This is a genomic window from Rhizobium sp. A37_96 (assembly GCF_053521765.1).
Window position 1 is genome coordinate 108,921 of sequence record NZ_JBNWDS010000008.1, and the last position, 17,564, is coordinate 126,484.

Consider the following 17,564-nt stretch of genomic DNA (forward strand, 5'->3'; position numbering starts at 1 on the left):
ACAATCTCTCGCCGCGTTCCGTGACAGCATTGGGCAACTGGAAAGAGAGGCCCGCCCATGACTGCGCTCCACGCTCGCGCCATCTATCACGAAGCCCTTTCGCGGCTGAACGACCGTCACCTGCTGCGAGATCTTTCCTATGTCGCGGGCCGCTGGGTCGCCGGCAAGACAAACCGGAGCTTTGCGGTCACCGATCCCGCATCGTCCGCGACGCTTGCCTGGGTCGCGAGCCTTGACGGCCAGGAGACCGTGAGCGCCATAGATGCCGCGGCCGATGCGTTTGCCGCCTGGCGCTCGCTTCTGCCGCAACGGCGATCATCGATCCTGCGCAGATGGGGTGAGCTCATGCTCGAGGCGCGCGAGGATCTGGCGCTGATCATGACGCTGGAACAGGGCAAGCCCCTGGCCGAATCCCGCGGCGAGATCGACTATGCTGCAGGCTTCGTCGAGTGGTATGCCGAGGAAGCCAAGCGGATCAACGTCGAAAGCGTGACCGGCCATCTGCCCGATGCCGAAATGTTCGTCCGCAGGGAGGCCTTGGGTGTCGTCGGGATTGTTACGCCCTGGAACTTCCCTGCAGCCATGATAACGCGCAAGGCTGCGGCGGCTCTCGCTGCAGGATGCACGGTCGTCTCGCACCCATCGTCGGAAACGCCATTGTCGGCGCTTGCACTCGCGGAACTCGGCGAGCGCGCCGGCCTTCCCGCCGGTGTTTTCAACGTGGTGACTGGCGACGCGGCGCCCATCGTCGGCGCCATATGCGCGGATCCCCGGGTCAGGGCATTGAGCTTTACCGGTTCGACCGGCATCGGCAAGTTGATCGCGGGCCAATGCGCCACGAGCATGAAGCGGCTGGTAATGGAGCTTGGCGGTCATGCACCGCTGATCATCTTCGACGATGCCGATCTGGATCGCGCCGTCGATATCGCCGTCAATGCCAAATTCGCGACCTCTGGCCAGGATTGCCTTGCCGCCAACCGCATCTTCGTGCAGCGCCCGATCATGGAAGCCTTCGTCGCGACGTTTGCCAGGCGCATCGAAGCCCTGAAGGTCGGAAGCGGATTGACTGAGGGTGTCGACATCGGTCCGCTCATGCACGAGCGTGCCGTCGCAAAGGTCGAAGAGCATGTGGCCGATGCATTGAAGCACGGCGCAAGGCTTGCGGCCGGCGGGAAACGCCACTCCGCCGGCTCGCTGTTCTTCCAGCCGACTTTGCTTGTCGACCCCTCGCCGGATGCCTTGATCATGCATGACGAGACATTCGGACCGGTCGCCGCCGTGACCGCCTTCGACAGCGAGGACGAAGTCGTCGCCCGTGCCAACGACACGGAATACGGCCTCGTCGCCTATGTCGTGACGACGAACGGCGCACGACAGCTGCGGCTCGGCAGGATGCTCGAATTCGGCATGGTCGCCGTCAATCGCGTGAAGATCACCGGCGGCCCGATCCCCTTTGGCGGCTGGAAGCAATCCGGCCTCGGCCGAGAAGGCTCCCGTCACGGGATCGAGGCCTTCACCGAGCTCAAATATCTCTGCGTCGACACGACAGCCTGACGCCACGATACAGAAGAAGGAAATCATAAACATGTTGGACAAGCGCAACGAACTGAACGCCTGGGACAGGGACCATTTCTTCCATCCCTCGACCCATATGGGAATGCATGCGCGCGGCGAAACCCCGACCCGCGTCATCGCCGGCGCCGAAGGCGTCTACATCACCGATACCAGCGGCAAGAAGAGCCTCGACGCCTTTGCCGGCCTTTACTGCGTCAATGTCGGTTATGGCCGGCAGAAAATTGCCGATGCAATTGCCGAGCAGGCAAAGAACCTTGCCTACTACCACGCCTATGTCGGCCACGGCACGGAAGCCTCGATCACGCTTTCCAAGATGATCATCGACCGCGCGCCCGAGGGCATGAGCCGTGTCTATTTCGGACTTTCCGGCTCCGATGCCAACGAGACCAACATCAAGCTCATCTGGTACTACAACAATATTCTCGGCCGCCCGGAAAAGAAGAAGATCATCTCGCGCTGGCGCGGCTATCATGGCTCGGGCGTCATGACGGGCAGCCTCACTGGGCTGGAACTCTTCCACAAGGCCTTCGATCTGCCGCGCGCGCCCATTCTCCATACCGAAGCTCCCTATTTCTTCCGTCGGGCCGATCGGTCGATGGATGAGGAGCAGTTCGCGCAATATTGTGCGGACAAGCTCGAGGAGATGATCCTCGCCGAAGGTCCGGAAACGGTTGCCGCCTTCATCGGCGAACCCATTCTCGGCACCGGCGGCATCGTTCCGCCGCCGAAGACCTATTGGCAGAAGATCCAGGCCGTTCTCGATAAATATGACGTCCTGCTTGTCGCCGACGAAGTCGTCACCGGCTTTGGCCGTCTCGGCACGATGTTCGGCTCCGATCACTATGGTATGAAGCCGGATCTGATTACCATCGCCAAGGGGCTGACCTCGGCCTACGCACCGCTGTCGGGCAGCATCGTCTCCGACAAGATGTGGCAGGTTCTGGTGCAAGGATCCGACCAGCTGGGCGCCATCGGACATGGCTGGACCTATTCCGCCCATCCGATCTGCGCAGCTGCCGGCATTGCCAATCTCGAGCTGGTCGATGAACTCGGCATCGTCGAGAATTCAGGCTCCACAGGCACCTATTTCCGCTCCGAGCTTGCCAAGGCCGTCGGCGACCACAAGCATGTCGGAGAAGTGCGCGGCGACGGATTGATGGCTGCGGTCGAGTTCGTCGAGGATAAGGACGATCGCACGTTCTTCGACCCGTCGAAGAAGATCGGCCCGCAGGTGGCCGCAGCGCTGCTTGAGCGCGGCGTCATCGGTCGCGCCATGCCGCAGGGAGACATCCTCGGCTTCGCGCCGCCGCTGTGCCTGACCCGCGAGGAAGCCGATACGGTCGTCAAGGCAGCTGCCGGCGCCATCGAAAGCGTGCTTTCAAACCTCTGATCCGGCACTCGGCGAGAAGAACCCCTTCTGCTTTGCGCAGTTGGTCGCGCGACCCGTTGTTGACAAAGGGCCGCGCGATCTCGAAGGCTGCATGAAAATCATGCCGCCTTGCTGATGCGCACCGGAATGGATTTATAAGAGGGCGTGCCGCTTTCCTTGTCCTGATAATCGATCGGGATCAGGCAGTTGGCTTCCGGGTAATAGGCCGCAACGGAACCCTGCGAGATATCGTAGGAAATCGCGGTCAGCTTCAGCAATCGCCTGACGCCGGAAGGAAGCGCCGTCTCGATCTCGACGAGATCACCGTGCTCCAGCCCTTTCGCCTTCAGGTCGCTGTCATTCATGAACAGGACGTCGCGACGGCCGAACACGCCGCGATAACGGTCGTCCAAACCGTAAATCGTCGTGTTGTACTGATCATGGCTGCGAATCGTCGCGAGCTTGAGGATGGTCCCGTCCGAAAGCAGAATGTCTTCATTCAAGCCGGAAAACAGCTTGAATTCCGCCTTGCCGGAGGGCGTCTTCCAGACGCGCTCGGTCGGTCCGAGCGGCAGACGAAAACCGCCCGGCACGCGGATGCGCTCGTTATAGTCAGCGAAATCGGGATAAACGATTTCGATCTTGTTACGGATCAGATCATAATCGGTGACAAGCTCCATCCACGCGACCTTGCTGCCCGGCAGCGACGCCTGCGCTATTGCGGCAACGATGGCCGGCTCCGAGCGGAGTTGGTCGGACGCCGGCTTCAGCCTGCCGCGCGAGGCATGCACCATCGACATCGAATCCTCGATCGTGACCGATTGCACACCGGTCGCCTGAATATCCTCCTCGGTCCGACCGAGTACGGGGAACAGGAAGGACTCCTTGCCGATCAACAGATTGGAGCGATTGAGCTTGGTATTCATATGGACGGCAAGATCGAGCTTTCGCATGCCCTGTGCACACAGCTCCGGATCGGGCAACGCGATCGAAAAATTGCCGCCAAGGCAGAGGAGTACCTTGGAACGGCCCTCCGCCATCGCCTGCATGGCAGCAACCGCATCGTGCCCGTGATGAGCCGGCGACTTAAAACCGAAGGCACGTTCGATGCCCTCGATCAGCGCGGCATTCGGCTTTTCGGTAATCCCGACCGTGCGATTACCCTGCACGTTGGAATGACCGCGCAGCGGGCAGATGCCGGCGCCCGGCCTGCCGAAATTTCCGCGCAGGAGCAGCAGATTGGCGATCTGCTGCACATTGGCCGTTCCCTTGGCATGCTGGGTGATGCCCATGCCGTAGGCGACGATCGTCGCCTTGGATTTGGCGTAGATGGCAGCAACCCGTTCCAGATCGGCGCGGGCAAGGCCCGAAACCCGCTCGATGTCGGCCCACTCGGTCCGGTTGATGTCATCAACGAGAGCCTCGAAGCCTATGGTATGTGCGGCGATGAACGCGTGATCGAGAACATCCTTCGATGTTTCGGCAAGCGCCAGAACCGCCTTCATGATACCCTTGAGCGCCGCAGCATCGCCGCCGATCTTGACCTGGTAATAAGAGGAAGCGATCCGGGTCGAACCGAAGGTTGCCATTTCAACCGGGCTTTGCGGGTCGGCAAAGCGCTCCAGCGCCCTTTCCTTCAACGGATTGAACACGATGATCGGCACACCGCGGCGCGAGCATTCATGCAACGTGCCCATCATGCGCGGATGGTTGGTGCCGGGATTGTGCCCCATGGAGATGATCAGATCGCATTCATCGAAATCGTCGAGGGAGACCGTGCCCTTGCCGATGCCGATCGATTGCGGCAGGCCAACGCTCGTCGCCTCATGGCACATGTTCGAGCAATCCGGGAAATTGTTGGTTCCGTATTCGCGCGCGAAGATCTGGAAGAGGAACGCGGCCTCGTTGGAAGCGCGGCCCGACGTATAGAATTCGACCATGTCCGGATCTGGCATGCTTCTCATGACCTCGCCGATGCGGGCAAATGCATCCTCCCAGGCGATCGGTCGGTAGGTATCGGATCCGCGATCGTAGACCATCGGATGGGTCAAGCGTCCGGCATTCTCAAGATCATAATCACTCCAGGTCAGGAGTTCGCTGACCGTGTGCTCGGCAAAGAAGTCCGGCGTCACGCGCTTGTTCGTCGCTTCCCAGGTGACGGCCTTGGCGCCGTTTTCGCAGAACTGGAAGGTAGAGGTGTGCTCCTTGTCGGGCCATGCGCAACCGGGGCAATCGAAGCCGGTCGGCTTGTTGGTGCGCAGGAGAAGGCCAGGCGCCTCGGTAACGTCCATCTGTTCGCGCACGGCATTGGCAGTGGCCTTCAGCGCTCCCCAGCCGCCGGCGGGACTGTTGTAGGGACGGATACCAGGGACTTCACGCTTTTGCGCCATCATACGCTCCTTTGGCTACCCAAACGGCTTCCTCCCAAAGGTCGGGCCTACAAGAAATAAGCTTGGAACATCAGGGAGTAAAGCCCAATCAGGCAGCGGCGCATGAAACACGCTCATGATCGCGGAGGAATGCAAGCGACCCTGCGCAATCGACTTGCGGCGTCTGAACCGCGAGAGCCTTTTCGCTTTTCCTCGGATCGCGACAGCGCTCTATCCCGTTATTTTACGCGATTCCGGATGGGAAACCGCTCTACACTTTTACTGGATTGCTCTAGTTCTTGAAGACGAGGCATGAGCCTCCCTGCTGGCGGACCTGAGAGCAAACCGCATCCGCCTCCTCACGCGTTTGCCGCCCTATGCGCGCCGCGTAGCGAATTCGGCGGCCGAAATCGGCATTGCTCTGACGCACGATCAGCGGCTTTTCCGTATTGAGCGGCGAAGGCAATTTTCGGATGTTTGCGGCAAACATGCTTCGCGCGGCATCCAGCTGGAAATGCTCGGCCAATTGCGCGCCCCAGGGCGCCCATGGCCGCTCCTGTTCGAGAGCGACCGGCTTCAGGCGCCTGCTTTGGGCGAGCGCCACGCAGGAATCGACGAAGGGCTTGCCCTTGTCCAGCACAGGGGCTGCGACATCGGGCGGATCGTCCCGCCATTCCTCGACACTGTGGGCGGTAATCGCGCTGACATAATTGCGCGTCTCATAGGGCAGTCCGCCGGAATTCAGGAAATTGACGAGACCGGCTTCACCGGCGTTGTAGGCGGCCGCGGCCAGCCCGAGGTTGCCGAAGCGGTCGCGCAGCTCATCGAGATAGGTCGCCGCCTTGCCGAGTGCTTCAAGCGCATCGTAGCTGTCGCGGACCCCGCGCAGCTTGGCCGTTCCCGGCATGAACTGTGCGATCCCGCGAGCGCCTTTGGGACTCACCGCATCGGATCGAAACAGGCTCTCGCGCCAGACCAGCCGCGCCAGATAGTCCGGCGGCAAATGGTTGGCCCCGGCAAAATACTCGATGGCTGCGCAGAGATCGTGGTTGTAGCTGTCTTTGCGCAGACAAAGCGTCTCGCCCGTCTCCGTTGTCATCGGTCCCGAGACGCAATCAGGCGGCGCAACGCTCCATTCCGGCTGCGCGAACGCGGGACGCGGTGCCGAAACAGCGATAGCATACGCGAACATGAAAGCGACAAGGATGCCGACGAAGCCCGCTTGAAACTGCCTGCCTGCCATCGAAGCGATATCCGTCCGAGACCAACCGATCGCAAATTCGCAGCCTCTTCATATCATCGAAGGACGACAGCGAAAACCTCCGACATGGCAGCGATTGTTGGCTCGGCGCTATTGCGCGAGGCGCCCGCCTTGCATCGGAGCGGGCACGCCCGTCGTGCCGGGGAAGCTGATCGGCAGACCGCGCAAGACGCGCACAGCGAGAAACGCAAAGCATTCCGCCTCGACGGCATCGCCGCGCCAACCCAGATCTTCGGCAAAGATCGGCTCGACGCCGGCCCGACTCCTGAGCATCGACATGATCGTCGGATTATGCCGACCGCCACCGCTGACAACGACCTTGCTGGGCCGGTGCGGCAGAAGATCAAGTGCCTTGCCGACGGCACTCGCCGTGAAGGCTGAAAGCGTGGCGGCACCATCCTCCGGGCCAAGCCCATCCGCCATGGAGGCGCCAAAGTCGAAGCGGTCGAGCGACTTCGGATAGGGTGCCGTCATATAGGGGTGCTGCAGCAGCGTTTCGAGCCGCACTTCGTCGACGGTGCCCGCCCCTCCAAGCGCACCGTCCCGGTCCATCTCTCCAAGCCCGTGCGATTTGATGAAATCGTTCAGCGGCGCATTGGCCGGGCCGGTGTCGAAGGCAACGAAATTGCCCTCGCCGTCCCACCAGGTAACGTTCGCAACGCCGCCGAGATTGAGAATGGCGGCCTCGCCCGCGGCACCCGCGCCGCGCAACAGCGCAGTATGATAGGCTGCGGCAAGCGGCGCGCCCTGCCCGCCGGCACGCATGTCGGCAGAACGAAAGTCATAGGCGACCTTGGTTCCGAGGATCGACCGCATCAATTCGCCATCCCCAAGCTGGCGCGTTTGCCCCAACCGATCCTTCTGCGGCGCCCGATGCAGCACGGTCTGGCCATGAAAGCCGACGACGCCGATGTCGGCCATCGTCATGCCGTTGCTTTCAACGAGTTCCTTTACCGCCTCCGATTGAGCTCGTGTCAGAGCTTCCTCGGCTGCCTTGAAGATCGTCGGTTCGGGCCCTTCGAAATTCCATGCCCTTGCCTGCCGCAACGTCTCTTCCAGCAATTCCCGAATCCAGCTGGGATAGGGAGCCAGAACATAGGGGCCGAATTCCTCGACGCGCTCACCGTCCGTCTTCAGCATGGCGACATCGATATTACCGTCGAGGACGGTTCCGGTCATCAGACCGACTGCCCAGATTGGTTCCATGGTCAGGCTCCTATGCTGCGTTGACGAGATCGCTGACGGCCTGGCGAAGCGCCAGGATGCCGCTGTCGAAGTGGCGTGTCGGATGAATGCGGTTCGTGAGCAGGGTCCAGGCCCGGCCCCGGTCGAAATCGACCCAGAGGGCCACGCCGGTAAACCCCGTATGCCCGATTGTACCGGCCGAACAAAGAGCGCCGCCATGCCAGCCGTCATGAGGCCGCTCCCAGCCATGGGTACGTGTTGCTGAAAGTGGTGTTCGCATCAGGGCGATCGATCCTGCAGATGCACCGCTGCCATCAAGCAAACCTTCGGCAAAATCGAGGACAGATGCCGCCGTTCCGAAAAGCCCGGCGTGGCCGGCACCCTGCAGCGCCGAACAATTGTCGTCATGCACCTCACCCGACAGAATACGGTGACGCCAGGTGCAGTCTTCCGTCGCCGCGGCCAGTTCCGGCTCGGCGGAGAAGGCAAAACCCGGTCCCGGATCCATGGCTCGAATGGTCTTGCGGGCCAGGCGCTCGAGCGCAAAACCCAGCAGGATGAAGTTGATATCGGAATAGACGGGCGGACCGGCCCGCCATTCACGCTGGAGGATGAAGGTGCGCAGAAGCTCCGGGTCGCGGCCATAGGTGTAGATCGGCTCGACCGCAGGAAACGGCGTCTGGTGACCCAGGCATTGGCGGAACGTCACCTTCCGCTCCCAGGCCTCGGCGCTATATTGGCGAAGATCGGGCAGAAGTTCGATCAAGGGAGCATCGAGGTCGATCGTGCCAGCCTCAGCCAGCGCAAGAATGCGCGGCATGGTGAAAATGACCTTGGTCAGCGACGCAAGATCGAACCAGGTATCAACCAGCATCGGCCTGACATCAGGCACCTTCTGCGCCGAGCCGATGGCCCGGACCTGTCGGTTGCCGTCGAGATCAACCATGCCCAGCACGCCGCCCGGAATGCGCGCCGTCGCGACCGATTGCTCGAGCGGCGCGAAGGCCCGATCGAAACGCTCCTGAAACTGCATGCTCCCCCCTGCCGCCATCTCGCCTCTCCTCGGCCGTGCTCAGGCTTCCGCCAGTGCGATATGATCCGGGGCGAAGCGACGCCACTCGGGAATGGCCGGCTCGAAGCCCAAGGGGCGCACCAGGGACGGAACCTGGCGCGTGTCGAGCGTGAAGTTTTCCTTGCGCCGCGCAACCGTCGGAACCGCCGCGATCAACCGCCTGGTATAGGAATGCTTAGGCTCCGACAAGACGGAGGCAGCATCGCCGATCTCGACGATCTGCCCGCCATAGATCACCGCGATGCGATGGGCGATACGCTCCACGACCGCCATGTCATGCGAGATGAAGAGATAGGCGAGCCCGTATTCGCGCTGCAGTTCGATCAGCAATTCCAGGACCTGTGCCTGAACGGAAACGTCAAGTGCCGAAACCGCCTCGTCGAGCACCAGCACGGAAGGATTGAGCATCAGTGCACGCGCTATGCAAAGCCTCTGACGCTGGCCACCCGAGAACTCATGCGGATAGCGCTCCAGGGCGTTCTCCGGCAATCCCACGCGCTTCAGCAGCATGAGCATGCGTTCGCGCGTCCCGGCCGAAACCCGAACGCCCGATGCGATGACCGGTTCGGCCAGGATGTTGTCGACGCGAAGGCGCGGATTAAGCGAGGCATAAGGGTTCTGGAAGACCATCTGCACCGCGCCGGTGCGATCTGCCGCCTTGCCGGCATTCGTCGTAAAGGTGCCGCGCGTCGATTTGACGAGCCCCAGGATCGCTCTTGCTGTGGTCGATTTGCCCGAGCCGCTCTCGCCGACGATCGCCAGCGTCTCTCCCGGCATGAGATCAAAGCCGACGCCTTCCACCGCATGCACAGCGCCCGTCGATCGGCGCAGGAAACTGCCCTTGACCGGAAAACGGACGGTCAGGCCTTCCACTTTCAGTGCCGCCTTGGAAGGATCGTCGTTACGCTGGAAATCGGTGCGGGCAGCCTGTCCCGAGGCAAAATGCGGCACCGAATGAAGGAGATGCCGGGTATAGGGATGCGCGGGATGATCGAGAATCTGGTTGAGTTCAGCTTGCTCCACCGCCTGGCCGGCCTGCATCACCATCACCTTGTCGGCAATGCCGGCAACAAGGCCGATGTCGTGGGTGATAAAGATCATCGACATGCCAGTCTCGCGCTTCAATTCCGCAAGCAAGGCCATGATCTGCGCCTGCACGGTAACATCGAGCGCTGTCGTCGGCTCATCGGCGATCAGAAGACGTGGATTGCAGGCAAGGGCCGTCGCGATCATCACCCGCTGCAGCATGCCTCCGGAGAGCTGGTTCGGGCAATAGCTCAAACGGCGCGCGGCATCGGGAATGCGCACGCGATCCAGAGCATCCTTGGCCGCCGCCTTCGCCTGACTTCCCGACAGGCCTCGATGCAGCCTGAACGATTCCTCGATCTGCGTACCGATGGTCAAAACCGGATTGAGGGAGGTCATCGGCTCCTGGAAAATCATGCCGATCTCGCCGCCACGGATCTTCGTCAGTTCCGCCTCGCTCGCCTTGGTCAGATCGAGAATGCTGTTGTCGACGCGCTTGAGCCTGATCGATCCGCCTGTAATGCGGCCGCCACCGAAATCGACCAGACGATTGATCGACAGCGCCGTGACGGATTTGCCCGAACCGCTCTCACCGACGATTGCCAGCGTTTCGCCCGCTTCAAGATCGAAGCTGACGCCGCGAACGATGGGATTGGCCTCAGGCTTGCGCCCGAAACCGACGCGCAAATCGGATACGGAAAGAAGCGGCGTCATACCGTCGACCTCCGCATCTTCGGATCGAGAATATCACGCAGGGCGTCGCCGAGCAGGTTGAAGCCGAGAATGGAGATCATGATGGTCACGCCGGGAAAGATCAGCAGCCAGGGTGCTGTTTCCATGAGATTGCGACTGTCGCTCAGCATCAGGCCGAGCGAGGACGCCGGCGGCTGCGTTCCCAAGCCAAGGAAGCTAAGGCCCGCCTCCGTCAGCAGCGACCAGGCGAGCGCCAGCGTCACCTGCACGGTCAGGGGTGCAACGAGATTGAGCAGCAGATGCCGCGTCAGGATATAGGACCGGCTGCTGCCGAAAGTGCGGGCCGCATCGACGAAGTCGCGTCCCTTCAGCGAGAGGGCAGGCCCGCGCACCACGCGGGTAAAGATCGGCGTATAGACGATCGCGATCGCCGCGACGCTGGTCCAGGTGCCCGGCCCGACGATAGCGATGATCAAAAGCGCAAGCAGGATCGCCGGAAAGGCGAGAAGCACATCCATCGTGCGCATGATGACGCCATCCCAGCGCTTGCCCGACCAGGCGGCGCTAAGGCCGAGCAGAGTGCCGATCAGGCTCGCAAGCGCAACAGAGAGGACGGCAACCGTGAAGGATTCTCCGATGCCCTGCATCAGGCGGCTCGCGACATCGCGACCGAAGAGGTCCGTCCCCATCCAATAGGCAAGGCTCGGGGCGTGCAGGCGGTCGATCCGGTTCTGCGTCAACGGGTCATGCGGCGTCACGCCGAGCGCACCGAGAATGGCAAGGAGAATATAGAGGAGGACGATGATGCCGCCGATCCGGCCGCTCATATGTCCGAAAATGGCTCTGACGATCCGCATCAGCCTTCTCCCAGCCGCACGCGCGGGTCGAGCGCGACATAGGCGAGATCGACGATCAGGTTGACGATCATGAAGTTGAAGGCAATGAACAACACACTGCCCTGCACCAGCGCATAGTCGCGCTGCAGGATGGCGTCCAGCACCATGCGGCCCAGTCCCGGCAAGGCATAGATCTGCTCGACCAGCACCGCGCCGCCGAGCAGATAGCCGAATTCCACGCCGCTCAACGTCACCACCGGGATCAGCGCATTCGGCAATGCATGCCGCCAGATGACGCCACGCGCCGGCACGCCGCGGCTGCGCGCTGTACGCACATAATCGTCGCTGAGAACGTCGAGCATGGCCGAGCGCACCACGCGCGTCACCGACGCCGCAAAGGCAAAGCCAAGCGTCAGTGCCGGCAGGATCATCTGGCCGAGATTGCCGAGCGGATCCTGCCAGATGGGCGTAAATTCCCCCATGGTCGGCAGTATCCCGAAGCCGGCAGACAATGCATAAATCAGCAGGAGCCCGAGAACGAAATTCGGCGTGGACTGTCCGATCATGGCGACGATGCGCACAGCAAGATCGGACAGCTTTTCATTTCGTGTCGCGGCAAAGACGCCCGCCGGCAGGCCGATGGCAAGCGCAATCACCATGGAGAGCAAGGCAAGCTCGAGTGTCAGCGGAAAACGCTCCAGGATGATGTCGAGCACCGGCTTGCCATAGGTAACGGATATTCCGAGATTGCCATGAAGCAGACCCAGCAGCCAATGCCAATACTGGACGGGCCAGGACTGATCGATGCCGAAATAGGCGGCCAGGGCCTGCCGCTGCTCTGGCGTCAGCAGGCCCGCATTGGTTCCGAGCATCGCCGTGATCGCGTCGCCCGGCACCAGCCGGATGGCGACGAAGACGAAGATGGACACGCCCAGCATGATCAGCGGGAATATCATCAGCCGGCGCGTCAGGTATGCCATTGCATTTCCTCTGGAGCAATTTCAGCTAAACCAAGACGTGAACTCATGGCTGAAATTGCGTAAAAACAAAGAGATAGAGCACTTCCTTGACATCGATTGAAAAGGAAATGCTCCAGACCCCGGTCGTCGTTACTTGATCGACACCTTACTCAGACCGAACAGCGAACCGGTCGGCGTCGGCACGAAGCCTTCGACGTTCTTCTGCTCAGCCGTATAGCCATAGGCCGTGTAGAGCCAGATCCAGGGCGAGACCTCGGCGATATGCTTTTCGAATTCCGCAAAGATTTCCTTGCGCTTGGCCGGATCGGTCTCGGCGCGGCCCTGCTGCATCAGGCTGTCGAGCGTATCGTCGATGTAGTTGGCGACCTTCTGCAGGTTACCGGTCTTCGTCCAGTAGCGGTTATACATCGAATAGGGATCGGCACTGCCGCCGTTGAGCGCGACGGCCATGTCGAAATTGCCCTTCAGCCAGGTATCGACGTAGACGTTGAGTTCCATCACCTTGATGTCGAGCTTGATGCCGATTTCGGCGAGCTGCGACTGGATGACCTGCGCTTCAGCCGTCGCCGTCGGCGGTTCGCCGGTTGCAGCGATCACGGTCGCGGAAAAGCCGCCGGCAAAGCCAGCGTCTGCCATCAGCTTCTTCGCCTTGGCCACGTCACGCGTATAGCAGAAGAGCTTGCCCGGGTCCGTCGCGTAAAGCGGCATCGTCAGCGGCCCCGTTACCTTGCCCTCGCCGAGAGCTGCGGTATCCATCACATCCTTGCGGTCGATGGCGCAGGAGATCGCCTGACGTACGGCCAACTGATCCATCGGCTTGCGCGAGGGATTGAGCTGCAGGACATTGTAGGAGAGGACCGGCGTGCGGGTGAGCTGCAACTTCGGCTCCTTCGGCACCAGCGTTGCAACGAGCGGATCGTTCAGCAGCGCGAAATCGATCTGGCCGGTGCGCAGCGATGCCAGGATCGCCGTTTCGTCCGGCAGCACGCTGATATTGATGCCGTCGACACCGACAGCCCCGCCTGCCCAATCCTTGTTGGCGCTCAGGACTTCCTTGGAATTCGGAACCCAGCTGTCGAGCTTGAAGGGGCCGGAACCGATCGCCTTCGTGCCGATGGTGCCCCCGGTGATTTCGCTTGCCGGAACGACGGCCGCATTGAGGCTCGTCATGGAGGTCAGGATCGGAGCGTCGGGCTGCGACAGGTTAAAAACGACAGTATTGGCATCGGGCGTATCGACGCTCGCGATCGATAGGAAATTGGCGCGGGCGACGGCACCCGTCGCCTGATCCAGAATGCGCTGGAAGGACGCCTTGACGTCAGCAGAGGTGACCGGGGCCCCATTCTGGAACTTGGCCTTGGCGTTGAGCTTGAAAGTCAATTGCTTGGCGTCTGGCGAAAACTGCCAGCTTTCGGCAATGCCGGGAACGATCTGCAGATTGCCGTCGAGACGCACGAGCGGCTCGTAGATCAGTTCCAGCAGGCGGATGGAGGAAAACGCCGTCTGCTTGTGCGGATCGAGGCCCGTCGCATCCTGCGACCAGGCCATGCGCAACGTCGCCGCCTCCACAGGCATCGCGCCAGTCGCCAGGCCGAGCCCCACGGCCAGGGCTGCACCGGAAATCAGCTTCTTTCCAAAATTCCTCTTCATTGTCAGTCCTCCAAATTTTTTAAATGTCCCCGGCCGATTTTGGCCCATTGATTGCCGATGCGGCATGCCGCGCCGGTTGTCTCAAGCAGTCCTGGCGTTGATGGCCTTGCGCAGGAATCCATCAGCGTTTTGCAATGCCGCGCGGGCGTCTTCAATGCCCATCCCGGTAATTTCCATCAGAATGGCAAGCTTGACATCGTTACCCGTCAGATCGAGCACGCGACGCGCTTCCTGCTGCGTGCATCCCGTCGCCTGTATGACGATGCGCGAGGCGCGCGCTACCAGCTTCTTGTTGCTGGCGCTGACATCGACCATGAGGTTCTGATAGCTCTTGCCGATGCGGATCATGCTCGCCGTCGTGAGCATATTGAGAATGAGTTTCTGCGCCGTGCCGGATTTCAATCGCGTCGAACCGGTCAGAATTTCCGGGCCTACCACCGGCGAGATCGCCAGATCGGCAATGCCGGCAATGATGGAATTCGGATTGCAGGACAAGGCAACCGTAAAGGCGCCAACGCTCTTGGCATAGTTCAAGCCACCGATGACATAGGGCGTGCGACCGCTGACGGCGATGCCGACAAGCACGTCATCCCGGGTCAGCCTGACCTCTTCCAATGCCTGGCGTCCCTGCTCGGGATCGTCTTCCGCGCCTTCGATCGAACGCCTTAGCGCATCCGGACCGCCGGCAATCAGGCCGATGACCATATCCGGCGGCACGCTGAAGGTGGGAGGGCATTCCGACGCATCGAGAACGCCAAGCCGGCCACTGGTGCCAGCGCCCATGTAGATCAACCGACCGCCCTTCTGAAAGGCGGCCACGATCTGATTGACGGCGGCGGCGATTGCCGGAATCACTTTCTCGACGGCGACCGGCACCGTCTGATCCTCATAATTGATCTCGCGCAGGATATCGAAGGTCGGCAACAGATCGATATGCATCGTGTTCGGGTTGCGTCCTTCGGAAACCAACTGCTCCAGCTCGGATATCAACTTCTGCTCTGTCATGGGCCTGCTCGCGAAATAACGCTTCGATATCAATAGGTCAAAGTGGCGAGCTCGATCATTTTGATATCGGGCGCACCGCAGCAAAGATCGGTTGTCAGCAAGACGGATGACCAAAGTCAGCCGGGACGCAGGATGGCCCTTTCGGCTTCGTTCCCCGTCCATTCCCTGTTTACCTAGGTTAACATTATGGCCGTTTATTCCTAACGTCAATCCATACAGGAATAAAATATTCCATCGCAGCTACGACAGATCATCGACGCCGATTTATCGTCAGCGCCCGCCGACAGCCCTTCTTGCGAGAATGATCGCACCGGACACGGCATCGCCGTCGACAGGCTTGAGGCGGCGGCGCACATCGGGCGCAAGCCAGGGCTCAAGCGGGCTCGCGAGACCACCAAGCAGGCAGACCCGCGGCGCTCCTTTGTCAAACAGGGTACGAACCAGCGTATCGATATGGCCGGCAGCACTTTGCACAATCCGCCGCGCAATGGGATCGCCCTGATCGGCGTGGCGCAGAACCATGGGCGCAAATGTCGCGTAGTCCGTGGCCGATGCCCGATCCATCCACGCGACCGCCTCCATCGGATCATTCTGGAAGCGCTGCATGATCTCGGCCATCAGCGCCGTCTTCTGTTCGCGACCATCATGCGCACGCAACGCAAGCTGCACGACCTTCAGTCCGAGATAGGCACCGCTGCCCTCATCCGAGATTGGAAAACCGTAGCCGCCAACCCGCAATTGCCGTCCTTCGACCAGGCCGAGCCCGATGGAGCCTGTCCCGGCAATGACGATGGCGCCGTCGCGACCGGAATGCGCACCGAGGCAGGCGCCCTCGCCGTCGCTGATGAAAGCGACGCTGGCGAAGGGATGCTCTATCGCCTTCAGAGCTGCAAGTGCACCCTTGCGGCCGATCCCCGCCAATCCGACGCCGGCATGGATGTGGCCAAGATCGCCGGCGCCCAGTTGCGCCTCCTCGATGGCCGCATCGAACGCGCGCGAAATCGATGCCCATGCCTCAGCAATCCCGAGACGGGTGGTCGCAGGCCCGGACAATCCCTGGCCTAGAACCGTACCGTCTGCGTTCTCGATGCGCGCCCGGCAACCCGTGCCGCCGCCGTCGATGCCGAGGAAATAAACGGCGCCTCCCGATGTTGCAGTCATGACGTCAACCGTTCGATATCGGCGCCGCAGAGGCGCAATTTGCGATCCAGCTGCTCGTAGCCGCGATCGAGGTGATACAGGCGGTTGACGATGGTTTCGCCCTTCGACACGAGCGCGGCCAGAACGAGCGAAACGGACGCGCGCAGATCCGTTGCCATCACCTGCGCGCCCTTGAGCGGCGCACCGCCGCGAACCAGCGCCGTTGTGCCCTGCAGGGTGATGTTGGCGCCAAGTCGCATCAGCTCCGGTACATGCATGAAGCGGTTTTCGAACACTGTCTCGCGGATCAGCGAGGCGCCTTCGGCACAGCAGGCCAGAGCCATGAACTGCGCCTGCAGGTCCGTCGGAAAACCCGGATAAGGTTCCGTGGTGATATCGGCTCCCTTAAGCGGACCGTCCCTGGAGACGACCAGGCCGCGATCGCTCGGCCAGACGCTGACGCCCATGGCTTCGAGCACCTGGACGACGGAGGCCAGATTCTCCAGGCGGGCATGAATGAGCTCCAACTGCCCGCCGGTGATGGCAGCCGCCACCGCATAGGTGCCGGCCTCGATGCGGTCAGGGATGCCGTGATGCCTGGCAGGATGCCAGCCCGTGTCGCCCTCGATAAGAATACGATGCGTCCCCGCCCCTTCGATCCGCGCGCCCATGGCGCCGAGGCATGCCGCGAGATCGGCGACTTCCGGCTCGCGGGCAGCATTCAGGATCTCGGTTTCGCCTTTGGCCGCGCAGGCGGCCATCATGGCCGTTTCCGTCGCGCCGACGGATGGCGAGCTCAACACGATCCGCGCGCCCTTCAGCCCGTTCGGAGCCGAAGCCACGATCAGGCCGCTTTCGATCGCGATATCGGCACCCAGCGTCGAGAGCGCCTTTATGTGCATATCGACAGGCCGCGCACCGATGGCGCAGCCGCCTGGGAGGGAAACACGCGCATGGCCGAAGCGAGCCAGCAGCGGCGCGAGCACCAGCACGGTCGCGCGCATGCGCCTGACGGTATCGTAGGAGGTCTCCTTGGAGACGAGGTCGCGCGCATCGATCGTCGTGCCATGCGGCCCACGGACAATTTCGGCACCGTGCAGGGCGATGACGCCCAGCATGTTCTCGACGTCACTCACCAAGGGCAGGTTCGTCAGTTCCAACGGATGCGGGCTCAGGAGCGCTGCGGCGATCTGCGGCAATGCGGAATTCTTTGCGCCGGCGATGGTGACCGCGCCCTGCAACCGTCTGCCGCCGGAGATGCGAAGTTTGTCCATAATGAAAATCCGTCGAGGAAAAAACGAGAACAGCCGGAGCCTGTCGCTCATCCTGCAAAGACTATTCGACCATTCCATACTGTCAACGGGAATTGGAATTTTTTATTCCAAATTGTTGTGATAATGTTG

13 protein-coding genes are annotated in these 17,564 nt (G+C 61.5%); 2 read left to right on the top strand and 11 right to left on the bottom strand.

Features of this window, described 5'->3' with window-relative positions:
• The first annotated feature begins 57 nt into the window (after positions 1-57).
• Together ACQZ6J_RS20565 and ACQZ6J_RS20570 are read left to right on the top strand one after the other, a co-directional pair.
• Entirely contained in the window at positions 58-1,554 is a 1,497-nt protein-coding gene (locus tag ACQZ6J_RS20565; protein WP_449085408.1) for an NAD-dependent succinate-semialdehyde dehydrogenase, read from the top strand.
• Between the two features lie 31 nt (positions 1,555-1,585).
• Positions 1,586-2,965, top strand: coding sequence for an aspartate aminotransferase family protein (locus tag ACQZ6J_RS20570; RefSeq protein WP_163988691.1), 1,380 nt, complete (start codon positions 1,586-1,588; stop codon positions 2,963-2,965).
• A gap of 98 nt (positions 2,966-3,063) precedes the next feature.
• On the opposite strand, the gene ACQZ6J_RS20575 is transcribed toward ACQZ6J_RS20570, so the two are convergent.
• From ACQZ6J_RS20575 to murA, 11 genes are all read right to left on the bottom strand, one after another.
• Positions 3,064-5,334: an FdhF/YdeP family oxidoreductase gene (locus ACQZ6J_RS20575; RefSeq protein ID WP_449085409.1), complete on the bottom strand. Its 2,271-nt coding sequence runs from the start codon at positions 5,332-5,334 to the stop codon at positions 3,064-3,066.
• A gap of 271 nt (positions 5,335-5,605) precedes the next feature.
• Positions 5,606-6,556 carry a transglycosylase SLT domain-containing protein gene (locus ACQZ6J_RS20580; RefSeq protein ID WP_449085410.1) on the bottom strand — a complete coding sequence of 317 codons (951 nt, stop codon included), beginning with the start codon at positions 6,554-6,556 and terminating at the stop codon, positions 5,606-5,608.
• Between the two features lie 108 nt (positions 6,557-6,664).
• Entirely contained in the window at positions 6,665-7,780 is a 1,116-nt protein-coding gene (locus ACQZ6J_RS20585) for an anhydro-N-acetylmuramic acid kinase (protein WP_449085411.1), read from the bottom strand.
• A gap of 10 nt (positions 7,781-7,790) precedes the next feature.
• A complete protein-coding gene (locus ACQZ6J_RS20590) occupies positions 7,791-8,810 on the bottom strand; it encodes a serine hydrolase domain-containing protein (RefSeq protein ID WP_449085412.1) in 1,020 nt (339 codons plus the stop codon).
• A 21-nt stretch (positions 8,811-8,831) separates the two neighbouring features.
• Positions 8,832-10,571: an ABC transporter ATP-binding protein gene (locus tag ACQZ6J_RS20595; protein ID WP_449085413.1), complete on the bottom strand. Its 1,740-nt coding sequence runs from the start codon at positions 10,569-10,571 to the stop codon at positions 8,832-8,834.
• Positions 10,568-11,407: an ABC transporter permease gene (locus ACQZ6J_RS20600; protein WP_449085414.1), complete on the bottom strand. Its 840-nt coding sequence runs from the start codon at positions 11,405-11,407 to the stop codon at positions 10,568-10,570. Before ACQZ6J_RS20600 ends, ACQZ6J_RS20595 begins: the two co-directional genes overlap by 4 nt.
• Positions 11,407-12,366, bottom strand: coding sequence for an ABC transporter permease (locus ACQZ6J_RS20605; RefSeq protein WP_449085415.1), 960 nt, complete (start codon positions 12,364-12,366; stop codon positions 11,407-11,409). The genes ACQZ6J_RS20600 and ACQZ6J_RS20605 overlap by 1 nt, the downstream gene beginning before the upstream one ends.
• A gap of 129 nt (positions 12,367-12,495) precedes the next feature.
• Positions 12,496-14,016 carry an ABC transporter substrate-binding protein gene (locus ACQZ6J_RS20610; protein WP_449085416.1) on the bottom strand — a complete coding sequence of 507 codons (1,521 nt, stop codon included), beginning with the start codon at positions 14,014-14,016 and terminating at the stop codon, positions 12,496-12,498.
• A gap of 81 nt (positions 14,017-14,097) precedes the next feature.
• On the bottom strand, positions 14,098-15,021 hold the full coding sequence (gene murQ, locus ACQZ6J_RS20615; RefSeq protein ID WP_163988660.1) for an N-acetylmuramic acid 6-phosphate etherase: 924 nt from the start codon (positions 15,019-15,021) through the stop codon (positions 14,098-14,100).
• Positions 15,022-15,291: 270 nt separating this feature from the next.
• Entirely contained in the window at positions 15,292-16,182 is an 891-nt protein-coding gene (locus ACQZ6J_RS20620; protein ID WP_449085417.1) for a BadF/BadG/BcrA/BcrD ATPase family protein, read from the bottom strand.
• Positions 16,179-17,435, bottom strand: a complete 1,257-nt coding sequence (gene murA, locus ACQZ6J_RS20625) for a UDP-N-acetylglucosamine 1-carboxyvinyltransferase (RefSeq protein WP_449085418.1) — start codon at positions 17,433-17,435, stop codon at positions 16,179-16,181. The genes ACQZ6J_RS20620 and murA overlap by 4 nt, the downstream gene beginning before the upstream one ends.
• Positions 17,436-17,564 lie beyond the last annotated feature (129 nt).